General features: G+C 71.8%; 19 protein-coding genes. 11 read left to right on the top strand and 8 right to left on the bottom strand.

Annotated features, from left to right (window positions below):
- Positions 1-9: 9 nt before the first annotated feature.
- Complete coding sequence (locus ACX9MN_RS22715; RefSeq protein ID WP_489725524.1) at positions 10-303, bottom strand: hypothetical protein; 294 nt, start codon at positions 301-303, stop codon at positions 10-12.
- Between the two features lie 223 nt (positions 304-526).
- On the opposite strand from ACX9MN_RS22715, the gene ACX9MN_RS22710 reads away from it, so the two are divergent.
- Positions 527-1,018, top strand: a complete 492-nt coding sequence (locus ACX9MN_RS22710) for a thermonuclease family protein (protein ID WP_020090874.1) — start codon at positions 527-529, stop codon at positions 1,016-1,018.
- Between the two features lie 13 nt (positions 1,019-1,031).
- Here ACX9MN_RS22710 and ACX9MN_RS22705 read toward each other — a convergent pair whose 3' ends face one another.
- The gene (locus ACX9MN_RS22705; protein ID WP_489725523.1) at positions 1,032-2,150 is read right to left on the bottom strand and encodes an AI-2E family transporter; all 1,119 of its coding nucleotides are present in this window, start codon (positions 2,148-2,150) and stop codon (positions 1,032-1,034) included.
- A gap of 278 nt (positions 2,151-2,428) precedes the next feature.
- Here ACX9MN_RS22705 and ACX9MN_RS22700 point away from each other — a divergent pair, with 278 nt between their 5' ends.
- The 6 genes from ACX9MN_RS22700 (at position 2,429) to ACX9MN_RS22675 (ending at position 5,708) form a co-directional block, all read left to right on the top strand.
- Positions 2,429-2,737 carry an acyl carrier protein gene (locus tag ACX9MN_RS22700; RefSeq protein WP_010683687.1) on the top strand — a complete coding sequence of 103 codons (309 nt, stop codon included), beginning with the start codon at positions 2,429-2,431 and terminating at the stop codon, positions 2,735-2,737.
- Between the two features lie 22 nt (positions 2,738-2,759).
- Positions 2,760-3,239 carry a 3-hydroxyacyl-ACP dehydratase FabZ family protein gene (locus ACX9MN_RS22695; protein WP_091979267.1) on the top strand — a complete coding sequence of 160 codons (480 nt, stop codon included), beginning with the start codon at positions 2,760-2,762 and terminating at the stop codon, positions 3,237-3,239.
- Positions 3,240-3,257: 18 nt separating this feature from the next.
- Positions 3,258-4,397 carry a beta-ketoacyl-ACP synthase gene (locus tag ACX9MN_RS22690; RefSeq protein ID WP_489725522.1) on the top strand — a complete coding sequence of 380 codons (1,140 nt, stop codon included), beginning with the start codon at positions 3,258-3,260 and terminating at the stop codon, positions 4,395-4,397.
- Between the two features lie 371 nt (positions 4,398-4,768).
- A complete protein-coding gene (locus ACX9MN_RS22685; RefSeq protein ID WP_020090869.1) occupies positions 4,769-4,978 on the top strand; it encodes a cold-shock protein in 210 nt (69 codons plus the stop codon).
- Positions 4,979-5,101: 123 nt separating this feature from the next.
- Positions 5,102-5,470: a DUF6481 family protein gene (locus ACX9MN_RS22680; protein ID WP_026604575.1), complete on the top strand. Its 369-nt coding sequence runs from the start codon at positions 5,102-5,104 to the stop codon at positions 5,468-5,470.
- 37 nt (positions 5,471-5,507) lie between these two features.
- On the top strand, positions 5,508-5,708 hold the full coding sequence (locus ACX9MN_RS22675) for a hypothetical protein (protein WP_026604574.1): 201 nt from the start codon (positions 5,508-5,510) through the stop codon (positions 5,706-5,708).
- A 10-nt stretch (positions 5,709-5,718) separates the two neighbouring features.
- On the opposite strand, the gene ACX9MN_RS22670 is transcribed toward ACX9MN_RS22675, so the two are convergent.
- Both ACX9MN_RS22670 and ACX9MN_RS22665 read right to left on the bottom strand, forming a co-directional pair.
- Positions 5,719-6,201 (bottom strand): GNAT family N-acetyltransferase, encoded by a 483-nt coding sequence (locus tag ACX9MN_RS22670; protein ID WP_489726345.1) that lies wholly within the window; start codon positions 6,199-6,201, stop codon positions 5,719-5,721.
- Between the two features lie 2 nt (positions 6,202-6,203).
- On the bottom strand, positions 6,204-6,971 hold the full coding sequence (locus ACX9MN_RS22665; protein ID WP_020090865.1) for an NAD kinase: 768 nt from the start codon (positions 6,969-6,971) through the stop codon (positions 6,204-6,206).
- Positions 6,972-7,114: 143 nt separating this feature from the next.
- On the opposite strand from ACX9MN_RS22665, the gene cutA reads away from it, so the two are divergent.
- Together cutA and ACX9MN_RS22655 are read left to right on the top strand one after the other, a co-directional pair.
- The gene (gene cutA / locus ACX9MN_RS22660; protein ID WP_100250544.1) at positions 7,115-7,468 is read left to right on the top strand and encodes a divalent-cation tolerance protein CutA; all 354 of its coding nucleotides are present in this window, start codon (positions 7,115-7,117) and stop codon (positions 7,466-7,468) included.
- Between the two features lie 436 nt (positions 7,469-7,904).
- Positions 7,905-8,411 (top strand): cupin domain-containing protein, encoded by a 507-nt coding sequence (locus ACX9MN_RS22655; protein WP_170862894.1) that lies wholly within the window; start codon positions 7,905-7,907, stop codon positions 8,409-8,411.
- Between the two features lie 45 nt (positions 8,412-8,456).
- On the opposite strand, the gene ACX9MN_RS22650 is transcribed toward ACX9MN_RS22655, so the two are convergent.
- From ACX9MN_RS22650 to ACX9MN_RS22635, 4 genes are all read right to left on the bottom strand, one after another.
- A complete protein-coding gene (locus tag ACX9MN_RS22650; RefSeq protein ID WP_100250546.1) occupies positions 8,457-9,593 on the bottom strand; it encodes a glycosyltransferase family 2 protein in 1,137 nt (378 codons plus the stop codon).
- A 67-nt stretch (positions 9,594-9,660) separates the two neighbouring features.
- Entirely contained in the window at positions 9,661-10,419 is a 759-nt protein-coding gene (locus ACX9MN_RS22645) for a lysophospholipid acyltransferase family protein (protein WP_489725521.1), read from the bottom strand.
- A 95-nt stretch (positions 10,420-10,514) separates the two neighbouring features.
- Positions 10,515-12,044: a phytoene desaturase family protein gene (locus ACX9MN_RS22640; protein WP_020090860.1), complete on the bottom strand. Its 1,530-nt coding sequence runs from the start codon at positions 12,042-12,044 to the stop codon at positions 10,515-10,517.
- Positions 12,045-12,141: 97 nt separating this feature from the next.
- A complete protein-coding gene (locus ACX9MN_RS22635; RefSeq protein WP_331300279.1) occupies positions 12,142-12,990 on the bottom strand; it encodes a type 1 glutamine amidotransferase in 849 nt (282 codons plus the stop codon).
- Between the two features lie 197 nt (positions 12,991-13,187).
- Here ACX9MN_RS22635 and ACX9MN_RS22630 point away from each other — a divergent pair, with 197 nt between their 5' ends.
- On the top strand, positions 13,188-13,502 hold the full coding sequence (locus ACX9MN_RS22630; RefSeq protein WP_489725520.1) for a hypothetical protein: 315 nt from the start codon (positions 13,188-13,190) through the stop codon (positions 13,500-13,502).
- Positions 13,503-13,557: 55 nt separating this feature from the next.
- Complete coding sequence (locus ACX9MN_RS22625) at positions 13,558-14,058, top strand: cache domain-containing protein (RefSeq protein WP_489725519.1); 501 nt, start codon at positions 13,558-13,560, stop codon at positions 14,056-14,058.
- Positions 14,059-14,080: the final 22 nt, after the last annotated feature.

Raw genomic sequence — 14,080 nt, 5'->3', positions numbered from 1 at the left:
CCTGACCGGTCAGCCGGCCGGCGTCCCCGCGGCGGACGCGTCGCGGACCTCGCCGGAGACCCGCTTTGCGAGCCGGTCCAGAGCCGCTCGATCCAGATCGCCCCGATCCGGGCCGCCGGGGGCCGCGGCCGGCTCGCCCGGTCGACCGTCCGGCCCCATGCCGTCGCTGGCCAGCACCGCGGCGGTGGTCAGGCCCGGACTGGTCCGGCCCGTCGGCCGCTCCGGGCCGATCGAGAGGCCGGCCCAGACGAGGAGAGCCGCGCACAGGGCCAGGCTGGCCAGCAGGGTCTTGAGAAAGGTCATGTTTCATAACGAGCGGCTCCGGGCCGTCGTTCCGTTGCCAAGCTTCGCTCCGACGGGCGGAACGCTTTGGCAACCACGGCGGTCGAAACTCGGCATCGCGCTCTCGAGGCCGATTCGGTCGCCCGGCAAATTCGCCACATTGGCCGGGCACCGTCGCGGCCTCGACGCCCCCGTCACCAGCTGACTCGCCACGCGCGTGGACATTCCCGCTATGATCAGACCGATGCTCGCCCTGCTCCTCCTCTGCGGCCCCGCGGCCGCGGCCGGGACGGTCAGCGGCCCCGCGACCGTGATCGACGGTGACACGATCGAGGTGCAGGGCACGCGTATCAACCTCTACGGTATCGACGCTCCCGAGACCGCGCAGCGCTGCGAGACCGCCAATGGCCAGGAGTATCGCTGCGGCAGCAAGGCCGCGCAGGCCCTGCGCGCGCGGATCGGCGGCGGCGCGGTCACGTGCGAGCGGCGGGAGGGCGGCGTGCCCGGTCGCGTCACCGGGATCTGCCACGTCCACGGCGAGGACCTGTCCGCCTGGATGGTGGGGCAGGGCCTGGCGCTGGCCAACCGTCAAGTGACGGCGCCCTATATCCGCCAGGAGGGCCACGCCTGGGCGACCCGCCGCGGCATCTGGGCCGGCACCTTCGAGAAGCCGGCCGACTGGCGCCAGGACCGGCGCCGAGTCGAGGCCGCGGCCGGCACGAGCGCGGCCGACTAGTCGCTCCGGCGGCTCAGGCCGTCGCGTCCTGTCCCTCGGTGAATTCCCGCCAGAGAAGGACCAGGGCGGCCATCACGGCCGGCCCGAGGAACAGGCCGAGGAGCCCGAAGGTCTCGACGCCGCCGAGGATGCCGAGGAGCACCCACAGGAAGGGCAGCTTGGTCGTGCCGCCGATCAGCGCCGGGCGGATGAAGTGGTCGGCCACAAAGGTCACGACGAGGCCCGCCGCCGCCACCACGAGAGCCGCCGTCACCGACCCGGCCGCCACCAGGAGGAGCGCCGCGATCGCGATGGCCACGGCGGCGCCGAACGGGATCATCGCCGCCACCGCCGTGAAGGCGCCGAGCAGGACCGGGTGGGGCACGCCCGCGAAGTGGTAGACGATCCCGAGCACGAAGCCCTCGCCGAGGCCGACCAGCACCAGCCCGTCGACCGTGCCGTGCACGGAGGCCACCATCTGGCGGGCGACGCGCTCGCCGCGCGGCCCGAACAGCCGGTGGCAGGCGGTGAGCGACTGGTTCCGCACCGTCCGCCAGTCGCGGAACAGGAAGAACAGCGCCACGAGGCTGAAGCCGAACAGGACGATGCGGTGCAGCACCTCGCGGCCGACATTGCGGGAGGCCCCGAGCACCGAGTGGTTCTCGAACCGGCGCAGCAGGTCGGAGCCCGCCTGCGCGTGGCCGAGATTGTCGTTCCACCACGCGGTCGCCTGCGCGGCGCCGTAGGGCAGGTGCTGCAGGAATTCCGGCGCCGGCACCCCGTTCGCCTCGGCGTTCCGAACGAACTCGGCCACGTCGTGGGCCTCGCGGGCGGCCTGGATGCCGAGGATCGCGAGCGGCGCCAGGAAGACCAGCGCCACGGCCGCGGTCATCAGCGTGGGCAGGAGGATGTTGTGCTTGCCCGGCGGGAAACGGTGCTCGAGCCGCTGGTAGACAGGCCAGAGGGCGATCGCCAGGACCACCGCCCAGGCGAGCGCCGGCAGGAACTCGTGCAGGATCCAGAGGCCGAGCGCCGTCAGGGTCAGGACCAGCAGGACCCGGGCCGCTCCCTGGGAGCGCGCGCGCTCCTGCGGCGGCAGGGGCGGCGTCTCGACGCGCGCCGGCGGGGCGGCGGGCTTGGTGATCGGTGGCATCCGTCTGGTCTCCTGAGGACGCGCCTCGTCTCGCCGTCAAGCTAGGGCCGGCGCGTCCGGAGCGTACGCGCGTCCCCGCACCCGGCGGCGCACGCCTGTGGACAGGCGCTGAAACGCCGGGGAAGCGCCGCGGTTGCCGCTTCTGACACCCTCGTGTAGAGGTCGCCGCCATTCGACCGGGCCGCGTTCCAGGCCCCGTCCACGCGTCGGGCGGCCGCCCGGGCGGCGAGGGGGCTCCCGCACGACCGATCCGGAACTCGAACAGCCCGCGAGAAGACATGTCCGACGAGCCCGCCCACGGCAGCGCCACCTTCGAGCGCGTGGCCGACATCATTGCCGAGACCGCCGACATCCCGCGGGACAAGATCACGCCCGAGAGTCACGCCATCGACGACCTCGGCATCGACAGCCTCGCCTTCCTCGACATCGCCTTCGCGGTCGACAAGGCCTTCGGGATCAAGCTGCCACTCGAGCGGTGGACCCAGGAGGTCAACGAGGGCAAGGTCCCGGCCGAGGAGTACTTCGTCCTCAAGAACCTGTGCGCGCGCATCGACGGCCTCGTGGCCGAGAAGGCCGCCAAGGTCTGAACCGAGGCCGATCCGACCCGTCATGCGCCTCGAATACTTCGAGATGATCGACTCCGTGCGGCTCCTCGACAGGGCCGCCGGCCGCATCGAGGCGCTCGCCCGGGTGCCGATGGCGAGCCCGGTCTTCGAGGGCCACTTCCCCGGCCACCCCCTCGTGCCGGGGGTCCTCCTGACCGAGACGATGGCCCAGGCCTCCGGGTATCTCGTGCTCGCCCATCTCGACTTCGCCCGGATGCCGTTCCTCACCGGGGTCGACAAGGCGCGCTTCCGGTCCTTCGTCGGGCCCGGCGCGGACCTCCTCGTCACGGCCACCCTCGAGCACGACGGCTCGGGCTACGCGGTGACCAGGGCGGCGATCAGCCACGACGGCAAGGCGCTGTGCGACGCGGAACTCCGCTTCCGCACCATGCCGTTCCCGGACGGACTCGACGCGCCGATGCGCGAGCGCGCGCGGACCATCGGCCTGTTCCCCGATCCGGCTCCGGCCGAACGCGAGCCATGAGCCAGCCATGAGCCAGCCATGAGCCGCCCCGTCGTCGTCACCGGTCTCGGCCTCGTCTCCTGCGCGGGCGAGGGCGTCGACGCCCACCTGGCCGCCCTCGCCGGGGAGGCGGCCCCGCGCACCGACAGCGAGACCTTCGCGCCCTATCCGGTCCATCCGGCCCCGGCGATCGTCTGGGACGGCCAGATCCCCAAGCGCAGCGACCAGCGCCAGATGGAGGCGTGGCAGCGGCTCGGCGTCTACGCCGCCGGCCTCGCCCTCGACGCGGCGGGCGTGAAGGACGACGCCGCCTTCAAGCAGGCGCTCCACCTCGTCGTGGCCGCGGGCGGCGGCGAGCGCGACTACGCGGCGGACGGAGCGATCCTGACCGGCCTGCGCGACGCCGCCGATCCGGGCGCCTACCTGAACGAGCGGCTCCAGAACGATCTCCGCCCGACCCTGTTCCTCGCCCAGCTCTCGAACCTGCTCGCCGGCAACATCGCCATCGTGCACGGGGTGACGGGCGCCTCGCGCACGTTCATGGGTGAGGAATCCGCCGGGGTCGACGCCCTGCGGATCGCCCAGGCACGGGTGGCGTCGGGCCAGATCGACGCGATCCTGGTCGGCGGCTCCTACAGCGCCGAGCGGCCGGACGTTCTGGTGATCCACGAGATGGGCGGCTACCTCGCCCGCGACGCCTACCGCCCGGTCTTCGCGCGGGGCGAGTCCGGTGGCGGGGCGGGCGGGTTCATCCTCGGGAGTTGCGCGGCCTTCCTGATGCTCGAATCCGCCGCCCACGCCGCGGCGCGCGGCGCCCGCGCCCTGGCCCGGCTGGAGCCGGTGGCGAGCGATCGGACCCGGCGCGCGCCGGGCAGTGTCGCCGGCAGCCTCGTGACGCTCTGGCGACAGGCCGGCCTCTCGGCTCCCGACACCGTCCTGTCCGGCGCTACCGGCGTGGCCCCGATCACCGCGGAGGAGCGCGGCGCGCTGGCGCGGCTCGCACCGGGCGCGCGCCTGCGCGCCCTCGGGGACGTGATCGGGCACGGACTCGAAGTGGCGGCGCCGTTCGGGGCGGCCCTTGCCGCCGCCCTCGTCGCCGCCGGCGGTGCGCGCGAGGTCGCCGTGACGGCCGTCGGCCACCGGCGCGGCGAAGGGATCCTGCGCCTCGTCCCGGCCTGAGCGAACCCGCGTCACGGGGCGCATGTCGGCCGCGTCCGATCGTCCGGTCGGCAGCACAGCTTTCGCGCGGACGCGCCGTATTGAAATCCCTTATCCCGTTGTTCAAGCGACCGTTCCGGCGCCGCTCAACCGGAATTTCCGGAAAGAGTTTCCCGCATCGCTCCGGCGCTGGCCGAGGGAAATATTTCTCTGCGCTTGCCAAAGAACCGCCGGCGGTCTACTTCTACCGCATCGGCACGTGTCCGGATATCTTGGACCGTTACGCCTTCGCAGGGCGGTTCTGACTTTCCTATCGCTATCGGTCGATGCCGGCGCCCCCTCGTTCGGGCGGGTGCCATCTCTCACTATGCCTGCGAAGATCAAGGACTTCCATGAGCACCGGAACCGTCAAGTGGTTCAACGAGACCAAGGGCTACGGCTTCATCCAGCCGGATGACGGCGGCAAGGACGTGTTCGTCCACATCTCGGCCGTTGAGCGCGCCGGCCTGCGCGGCCTGAACGAGGGCCAGAAGGTCACGTACGAGCTGGAGACCGACCGTCGCAGCGGCAAGCAGTCCGCCGGTCAGCTCCAGACGGCCTGATCGCCGTCCTCAGCGTTTCTCCGGAAGCCGCTCCTCTGGGAGCGGCTTCTTCGTATCTGCCATCGTGTTTCTAACCCCCCTCTGCGGGTGACGGCCTTCGCCGCACCCGATCCAGGAGTGTCTGTGAGCTTTTTGAACAAGCAGGGTGTCGCCGATCGCCTCGAGACCGCCGCCAAGGCGCGCTCCGAGATGCTGGCCCGGTTCCGGGCCCGCCCGTCCGCCGACGACCCGGCCGTCCTCGCCCGCCAATCCGCCCGCCGCGCTGTGGTCGATGCCCGCGAAGTCCGCGCTGCCGAGCGCGCCGCCCAGCGTCAGGCCGAGATCGAGCGCGCCGCCGCCCTCGCCGAGGCGGAACGCCTCGCCGAGATCGAGCGCAAGCACGCCGAGCAGCTGGCCGCCCAGGAGCGCGCCAAGGCCTTGCAGGCCGAGCAGAAGGCCCAGCGCGACGCGCGCTATCTCGCCCGCAAGGCGAAGGCTCAGAAGAAGCGCTGAGGCGCGTTCCGCAGCGATGCCCGTCCAGGAGCTCGGCATGTCCCACAAGTTCAAGGTCGGCGAGCGCGTCTGCCGGTCCCGCCTGGGCATCCCGGGCGAGACGGGCGAGGCCGAGGTGTTCGAGATCCTGCGGCTGATGCCGGCGGATCAGACCGGCGAGCCGAGCTATCGGATCCGGACGAAGACCGGCGAGCGGGCGATCCGCGAGGGTGACCTCGTCGCGGCCCCGCAGGCCTGATCCGGGCGCCTCAGAGCGTCCGGAACATCACCAGCGCGTCGACCGGCCCGAGCGTCGGGTGCCGGAAGGCGCCCGGCAGCCGGCCGACCACGTCGAAGCCGAAGCTCTCCCAGAGCCGGACGGCCCGGGCGTTGGTGCTCACCACGAAGTTGAACTGCATCGCCACGAAGCCCCGCGCCCGCGCCCGGTCGAGGGCGTGCGCGCACATGGCCCGCGCGACCCCGCGGCCGAGGGCGGCCGCTCCCGTCATGAAGCCGCAATTGGCGACATGGGCGCCCCCGCCAGCCTGGTTCGCGCGCAGGTAGTACGTGCCGAGCACCGTCCCTGCCTCCTCGGCCACGAAGGTTTCGCGGTCAGGGCCGGTCCAGTACGCGAGAGCCTCGGCCTCGCCGAGGTCGCGGTCCAGCGCGTAGGTCTCACCGGCCCGGACGGTCGGCACGATGATGCCGGTGATGGCCGCGTGGTCGGCCGCCTGCGCGGCCCGGATGTGCAGACTCACCCGAATTGCTCCCGCAGGATGCGCTCGTCGAGGCTGTGGCCGGGATCGTGCAGCAGCACGAGCTCGGTGGCGCGGTCGAGGGAGGTCTCCACCGTGCAGACCCGGCGGAACTCCGTGTGGTCGGCCACCGCCGCGACCGGGCGGTGGGGGGCGTCGAGGACGTCGATCCGGATCCGGGCGTAGTCCGGCAGAAGTGCGCCGCGCCAGCGCCGGGGGCGGAAGGCCGAGATCGGTGTCAGCGCCAGAAGCTTGGCGTCGAGCGGTAGGATCGGTCCCCCGACCGACAGGTTGTAGGCCGTGGAGCCCGCCGCGGTGGCGACGAGCACGCCGTCGGCGATCAGCAGGTCGAGCCGGACATTGCCGTCGACGGCGATCTTCAGCTTGGCGGTCTGGTGGGTCTGGCGCAGCAGGTAGACCTCGTTGATCGCCCGCGCCCGGTGGGATCGGCCCTCCGTGTCGAGCACGTCCATCACGAGCGGGTGGATGACGCTGCGCTGGGCGTTCTCCAGATGCTCCAAGAGGTCGTCGTCGCGGAACTCGTTCATCAGGAAGCCGACCGTGCCGCGGTTCATCCCGTAGATCGGCTTCGGGTGGTCCATGAAGCGGTGCAGCACCTGGAGCATCAGGCCGTCACCGCCCAGGGCCACGACGACGTCGGCCTCCTCGGGCGGGACGTGGTCGTAGCGCCGCATCAGGGCGGCCGCGGCCTCGCGGGCGTAGCCGGTCGGGCTCGCCACGAAGGCGATCTTCTGGAAACGCGGCATGGATCAGGCGCAGCCGCGCAGGCGCGTCGGGATCGCCTCAGGGTTCACGTCACGGCTCCAGTCTGACGAGCGAACCGCCCGGTTGACGTCCTTGCCCGGCATGCGCCTCACTCCGCGAGCACACGCGCAATTGGAGGCATAGCATGGAGCGTCCGCTCCTCGTCTACACCACCTTTCCCGACCTCGCCTCGGCGCTGAACATCGGCGAGGCGCTGGTCCGCGAGCGACTCATCGCCTGCATCAACGTGCTACCGGGCATGCAGTCCGTCTACAGCTGGAAGGGTGCGGTGGAGCGCGGTGCCGAGGTCGCAGCCATCCTCAAGAGCCGCGAAGGTCTGGCCGACGCGCTGGCGGTCGCGCTGAAGGCCCGCCACCCCTACGACACGCCGATCATCCTGCATCTGCCGGTCGCCGGGGCGGACGCCGACACGGCCGCCTGGATCCTGGCGGAGACGCAGCCCGGTAAGTCGTTCGAGAACGGGACCCAGGCGGACTGATCCGGCAGACTGCGCCGCGCTGCTTCCCACCCTGACCCTTCCGGCCGGTTCCGGCAGTGTGCCGGACAGGGTCCAGACGGCTGTGGACAAGCGCGCTTTGCCGTCGGTGCGGGCGCCACAATGGCTCGTCGGACACTGGTGCCATTGGCGTAGTCGTGGAGTCGAATTAAAAAGACATAAATATACGAATCTATGCTAAAAATATCCGATCTTGAATTATGGAACGAGAATTTATACTGACTGATTGGAGTATAGGATTGAATTCATCTGGTGTGCTTGGCTAGAAAACCTCCGTGCGTACACCGCACGCGATGCGACGCGGAGGAAAATCATGGGACGTTTCAGGAATGCAGGACGGTTGGGGTTGGTCCTGCTCGCCGCAGTCGCGGGCGCCGTGCATGCGCAAGCGGCCGGGGCGCCGAAGAGCGAGCCGCTGATGACCGTCGCGCCGGCGCCGTCCGGTCCCGCCGGCCTCGCATCGGCCGATCCGCCCGCCTTGCGGTACGGTGTCCTCTATGCCGACGACAAGGGCCACAGCCATGTCCAGTATTGCGACCTGAAGAACTTCATCTTCAAGAGCTACGCGCCTCCGGCAGCGCCGCAATATGTCGGCTTTCCGCCGGGTGAGGTGACGTCGATCAAGTACGCGGTCCTGCCGGTCGGCTATGTCGGCACGTGGCACACGGCGCCGGGTCCCCAATGGGTGATCACCCTGTCGGGCCGCTGGTCCGTGGAGGCTACGGACGGGTCGGTGCTGGAGCAGGGCCCCGGCGAGGTGGAATTCAACGCCGATATGGGATCGACACCGCAGGGGCCTGAGGGCCATGTCGGACACCTGACCCGGCAGGTCGGCGACGTGCCGAACGTGCAGCTCATCGTCTCGCTGAAGCCGCAGGCCGGAAAGGCCCGCTCCACCGATCCGTGCCAGCCGTCCCAGCCCTGAAGCGCGGTGCGGGCCGGCGACACTCGTTCCGCCGGCCCGCGCGGGTCAGCCGCCGCTCACCGGATAGCTGCGGCCCTTCCAGGTCGCCGCGCCGGCCCGTTCGCGGCGCAGGAGCACGTTCCACTGGATCGCCAGGGCCACCGCGACCGCCGCGGGGTGGAGCGGGATCGTCGCCCACGGGGCCCGGACCGCGACGGTGACGGCCGTTCGGGTCGCCAGGGACAGGCCGAGGGCCAGCACGGCCGGGGTCAGGGCGGAGGCCGGCAGCAGCCCGAGCAGCCCGGCCAGGACGAGGAGCGGCGGCAGGATCTGACCGCAGCCGAGGAGCAAGGTCCAGATCGGAAGGGCGCGGGGCGTGGCCATGCCCTCGTGGGCGTTCTTGGAGAAGCCGGCCCAGGCCTGGGCGAAGCCGTTGTACATCCGGCAGGTGGCCAGCGCGGCGGCGGCCACGAGATCCGTCCGGTAGCCCGCGGCCCGGAACAAGCGGGGCAGGCGGACTCCGTCGTGCAGGGAGGTGCGGATCGCGCCGTGGCCACCGGTGGCCGCGTAGGCCCCCCGATCCATCAGGATCAGTTGACCGCAGGCCGCGCCGAGCGACGGGTCGGACAGGCGGCGCATCAGCGGCACGGGCAGGAAGCCGAGGAGCAGGAAGTCGATCATCGGCACCGTCAGCATCTCACCCACCGTGTCGGTCCGCTGCCGGGGCACGCCGCTGACGAGGGCCGCGCCGGTGCGGCGAGCCTGCGCCGCGAGGGCGGCGGCTGCCCCGGCCTCGAGGCGCACATCGGCGTCGATGAACAGCAGGTGGTCGCCGCGGGCGAGCCCGGCCATGTGGCTGCAGGCGTGGTTCTTGCCCGTCCATCCGTCGGGCAGGGCCGGCACCGGGACGAGACGCAGGCGCGGGTCGCCGACGGCGCGCACGATCTCGGCGGTCGCGTCGGTGGAATGGTCGTCGCCGACGATCACCTCCACCGGGACCGCGGCGCTGGCGAGCGCCGCCCGCACGGTGGCGTCGATGTTGCCGGCCTCGTTGCGCGCCGGGATCAGGATCGAGACGAGACCGGCCCCGGTCTCCACCGCGGGTTGGCGCAGGACCGCGAGATTCACCGCCGCCAGGATGGCCGGCAGGAGGGCGGTGGCGAGGCAGAGGTACGCCAGGGCCGTGAGGATCGAGTCGGTCATCGTCTGCGCCGGCAGGGGTGCGCGCCACGATAGGGGATCGGGCGGGATCTGGCGCGCGCGGGCGGTCTCATCCGGCGCGATCCTGACCGCCCGCGGCGCGGTGCGCCGGATCGAACCGGCGGCCGGAGAGGCGGGCCGACAGGCGCCGCCACAGGTCGTAGAGGCCGCCGACGCCCTTCCGGCCGGAAACCAGCGTGCGGAAGCGTCCGGGCTCCCGGCTGATCACGTCGGCGCTCAGGCGGTCGAGGGTTCGGGTCAGTTCGGATTCCAGGCGCGCGAGGCGCTGATCGCGCGGGAGCGCGGCGAGTTCGGATCCGGCGATCCCCGGCCCGAAGGCCGTGAAGGCTCCCGCGCCGCGCTCGTCCCAGAAGGTGTACTCGACGGCGAGCGGGACGAAGAGCGCGTCGGGGGCGATCTCGGCGAGCCGCGCGACGCCGGGACGCAGGGCCAGCGGCCGCGCGCGGGCATCGGCGAAGCGGCCCTGCGCGGTGATCCAGAGCATGCCGTCGGGGGCTCCGAGGATCGACCGTGCGGCTGCCAGGAACTGTGCCGCCCCGCGCGGGCTGTCGAGGTCGACGCCGAAGGCCCCGATCCGCTCGAAGATGCGGTAGCGCGCCAGCATCGCGGCGTCGAACGGCGCGCGGCTCGCCCGCTCCGGATAGAGCCGGCCGCCCAGCACGATGATCAGCGCGGCGTCCCACCAGGCCGGATGGTTGCAGTAGACCACGATCGCGCCGGGATGGTTCGCGTCAGGCGGCGTGCTCCAGAGGGGCAGCCGCAGGGCGTCGAGGTGGCGGTGCAGGTATCGCTCGAACCACGCCACCATAAAGGCGCGGATCCGGGGCGAGACCGAGGGCAGGGGGGCGCCGTGCGCGCCTCTCGCGCCCCCCGTACCGGGGGGCGGAGATGGCGGCGTCGCGGTCACGCCGAGGCGCGCAGGGCGCCGCGCGCGTCCTGGTCATGCGCGTCGGCGGCGATCCAGCCCGACATCATCACCATCGGCATGCCGGGCCCCGGATGGGCGGCGCCGCCCGCGAGGTAGAGGCCGCGCACCTGCCGCGACCGGTTGCCGGGCTTGAACGCCCCCATGACGCGCCCGTGGGAGGCGAGGCCGTAGATCGCGCCGTTCAGGACCTTGTAGCGCTCGTGGATGTCTTGCGGCGTGAGGTGGCGCTCGACGACGATACGCTCTTCGAGATCCGGCATGCCGGCGGTGCGCTTGAGCTTGTCGAGGATCGTGCGGCGGTAGTTCTGGAACAGCGGCCCGTCCGGACGCCAGTCGTGGTGCGGCCGCAGATACGGCGTGTGCACGAGGACGTAGAGCGCCTCGCCGCCCTCGGGCGCCACGCTCGGATCGGTGGAGGAGGGAGCTGCCAGATAGGCGGTGGGGTCCGGGGCCGGCTCGCCCTTGTTGTAGATGTAGTCGAACTCCTCCTCCGGGTCGCGGGAGAAGACGAAGTCGTGGTGGTTGAGGTGCTCGTAGCGCTTGTTCAGGCCGAGATAGAGCACCACGCCCGAGCAGGCCGGTTCGGGATTCTTCTTGGCGTAGGCCTTGGCGGCCTCGCCGCCCACGAGCTCCCGGTAGGTGCGGACCGAGTCCATGTTGGAGATCACGGCGTCGTAGGGCGTGACCCCCGCGGCCGTCCGCACGCCCCGGACCGCGCCGTTGGCGGTCTCGATCCCGGTCACCTCGGTGTCGGTCTTGCACGTGGCGCCGAGTTCCTGGGCGAGCTTCGCCAGCCCCTCGGCGACGGCGCGGGTGCCGCCCATCGGGTACCAGACGCCGTCGGCCGTCTGCATGTGGGCGATGGCGCAGAGCACCGCCGGCGCGCCGTAGGGCGAGGAGCCGACATACTGCACGAAGTGGTCGAGCATCTGCGCGAGCCGCGCGTCCTTGACCTTGCCGCGGATCGTCGAGGCCACCGAGGCGTGCATGCGCAGCGACAGTACGTCGCGCAGCGTGCCCGGGTTCATGTTGGCGCGGATGTTGATCGTGTCGAACAGGTCCTCGACCGGCTTCCAGAAGAAGAATTTCTCGGACACGCCGTGAAGATGCTCGGAGATGGTGATGAACTTCTTGTAGCCCTCGCCGGTGCCGGGGGCGAAGCGCTCCATGTCGCCGGCCATCCGCTCGACGTCCTGCATCAGGTCGATATGCGTGCCGTCGTCGAAGAAGCAGCGCCACTGCGGGTCCAGGCGGCGCAGGTCCATGTAGTCGTGGACCGAGCGGCCGGACTCCGCGAAGATCCGCTCCAGCACCCGGGGCACGGTCAGGATCGTCGGCCCCATGTCGAAGCGGAAGCCGCCCTCGTGGAGCACCGCCGCCTTTCCGCCGAGCCAGCCGTTCTTGTCGTAGACCGTCACGCGGTGGCCCCGCGCGGCCGCTACGCACGCGGCGGCGAGTCCGCCGAGCCCGCTGCCGATGACGGCGACCGTGGAATCCTGGCTCATCCTGCTGGCTGGCTCCCCGGGCCGAGGAAGGCGTGGCCCGCAGAGCGAAGCTAGACCTGGGGCCGGGCGGGTCAACGCGCCACCCGGTCGCGGTCGCCTAGTGGCGGCGCTCGCCTGTGGACAGGCGCGCCAGGAAGTTCCCGATCTCACGCCGGCGGAGCCCGGCCTCCAGCACCTCGGGCCCGACGCCGTGACGCCAGGCCAGGCGGCGCGCGGTCTCCGGGTCGTGGCCCTGGAGCGTCGCGACTTCGTCGGCATAGGCGGCCACGGCCCGCGAGTTCTCGGCGAGTCCCGCCTCGACGATGGCGGTGTCGCAGAGGCGCAGCATCGCGGCCAGCTCGTCGAGGTCGAGCTCGGGATGATACTGCGTCCCCCAGAACCAGCCGCGATCCCGGCGGATCTCGAGGGCCTGGATGCCGAGAACGCGGTTGCCGGCGAGCACGCGGGCGCCCGGGGGCGGCTCTAGGACGGCGTCGGAGTGGATCGCCGGGGCATCCCAGGTCGCCGGCCGTCCGGCGAGCAGAGGGTGAGTCCGGCCCTCCTCGGTCGGGGTGATCGCCCGGGCGAAGCCGTATTCCGGCCCGCGGGGGTTCTCGGCGGCGCGCCCACCCGCCACCGTGGCGGCGACCTGCACGCCCCAGCACGAGCCGAAGACCGCGCGCCCGGCCTCGAAGGCCGCGCGCATCAGGTCGAGCTGCCGGTTCACGGCCGGCGTGCCCTCCGAGACCTTGAGGGTCGAGCCGGTGAAGATCAGGCCATCGAACTCCGCGAGACCCGCCGGCAGGGCCGCGTCGGCGTCGGCGGCGTTGACGTGCCGGCAGACGGAGCCCGGCGCGAGGTCCCGCACCACCGCCGCGTAGGACTCGGCCGAGGTTCGTCCGGTGGCCGCGACGTGGCGGTCGCGGGCGGCGCGATCGTTGCCGTCGGCGATGAGCAGGCGGAGCATGCGGGATACCGGGGAGCGCGGCCGTAGCGGAGGCGCCTCTATGTCGGTGCGCACCGCGTCGCAGGAACGGCGCGGATCGTCGCGGGAGGCGGGCGCTGAAATCGGGCCCGACTCCTCCAAACGGGTGATGCGCCCCGCGAGGCCGGGTTTACCCCTGCCGTCTCGGACTCCGAGGAACGATCAGCGCGGAGGACAGGATGCCAGATCTCGCCGAGGTGGAGCTCTACTGCGCGGAAGCCCGGGATATCCTCGCTCACGCGGAGAACATCGTTGCCGACCTGGACCGGAGAGGTGCCTGCGAGGGGCACTGCCTGATGGCGAACCAGGGCCTCGCGGCGCTGCGGAACCTCGACCGCATCATCGATCGGCACCGCAGGCGGCTGGCGTTCCTGGCCCTGCCCAACGCGGTCGGCCCGTCCCCACCTCCGTCCCCTCCGCGGAAGCGGAACTGGCTGCTCTTCCTCCGGCGGCGCGGCGGGTACGCGGGCCATGGCATCGAGGCGCATTCCTAAGGCTTCCCCGGAGGATCGGGCGAGCCACGCGAGGCGCGCAGATCCCCGCCTGCCGGTGACGCGACGGTGCGACGGCCTGTCGAGAACCCTGCTGGTCGGGGTCGTGCTGCTCGGCCTGGGGTTGGCCATCCCGGCCACCGCCCGGCGATCACCCCCGCCGTTGCACCAGGCGGCCGAGATCGAGGCCCTGGTCAACAGGGCGGCCGACATGCTGGAGGCCGAGGGCGCGCGGGCGTTCGACGCGTTCCGGCGCAAGGGGAGCACCTGGCGATACGGGGACGTCTACCTGTTCGTCGTCGACCTGCGGGGGATCGTCCTCTTCAACGCCGCCCATCCGAACCGCGAGGGCCACGACCTGCTCCACGAGCGCGACGCCGACGGGAAGCAGTTCCACCACGATTTCATCGACGCCGTCACGCGGTTCGGGTCCGGATGGGTCGACTACATGTTCCCGAAGCCCGGCCAGTCGGCGCCGAGCGTGAAATGGAGCTACGTCTGCGCGACGCGCGTGGCCGGCGTGGAGGCGCTGGTCGGTGCCGGCGTCTACGTGGAGTAGGGCCGTCCGGGTCGGGACGCCG

This window comes from Methylobacterium sp. 1A, from assembly GCF_058072805.1.
This window is presented reverse-complemented; position numbering and strand designations above follow the sequence as displayed.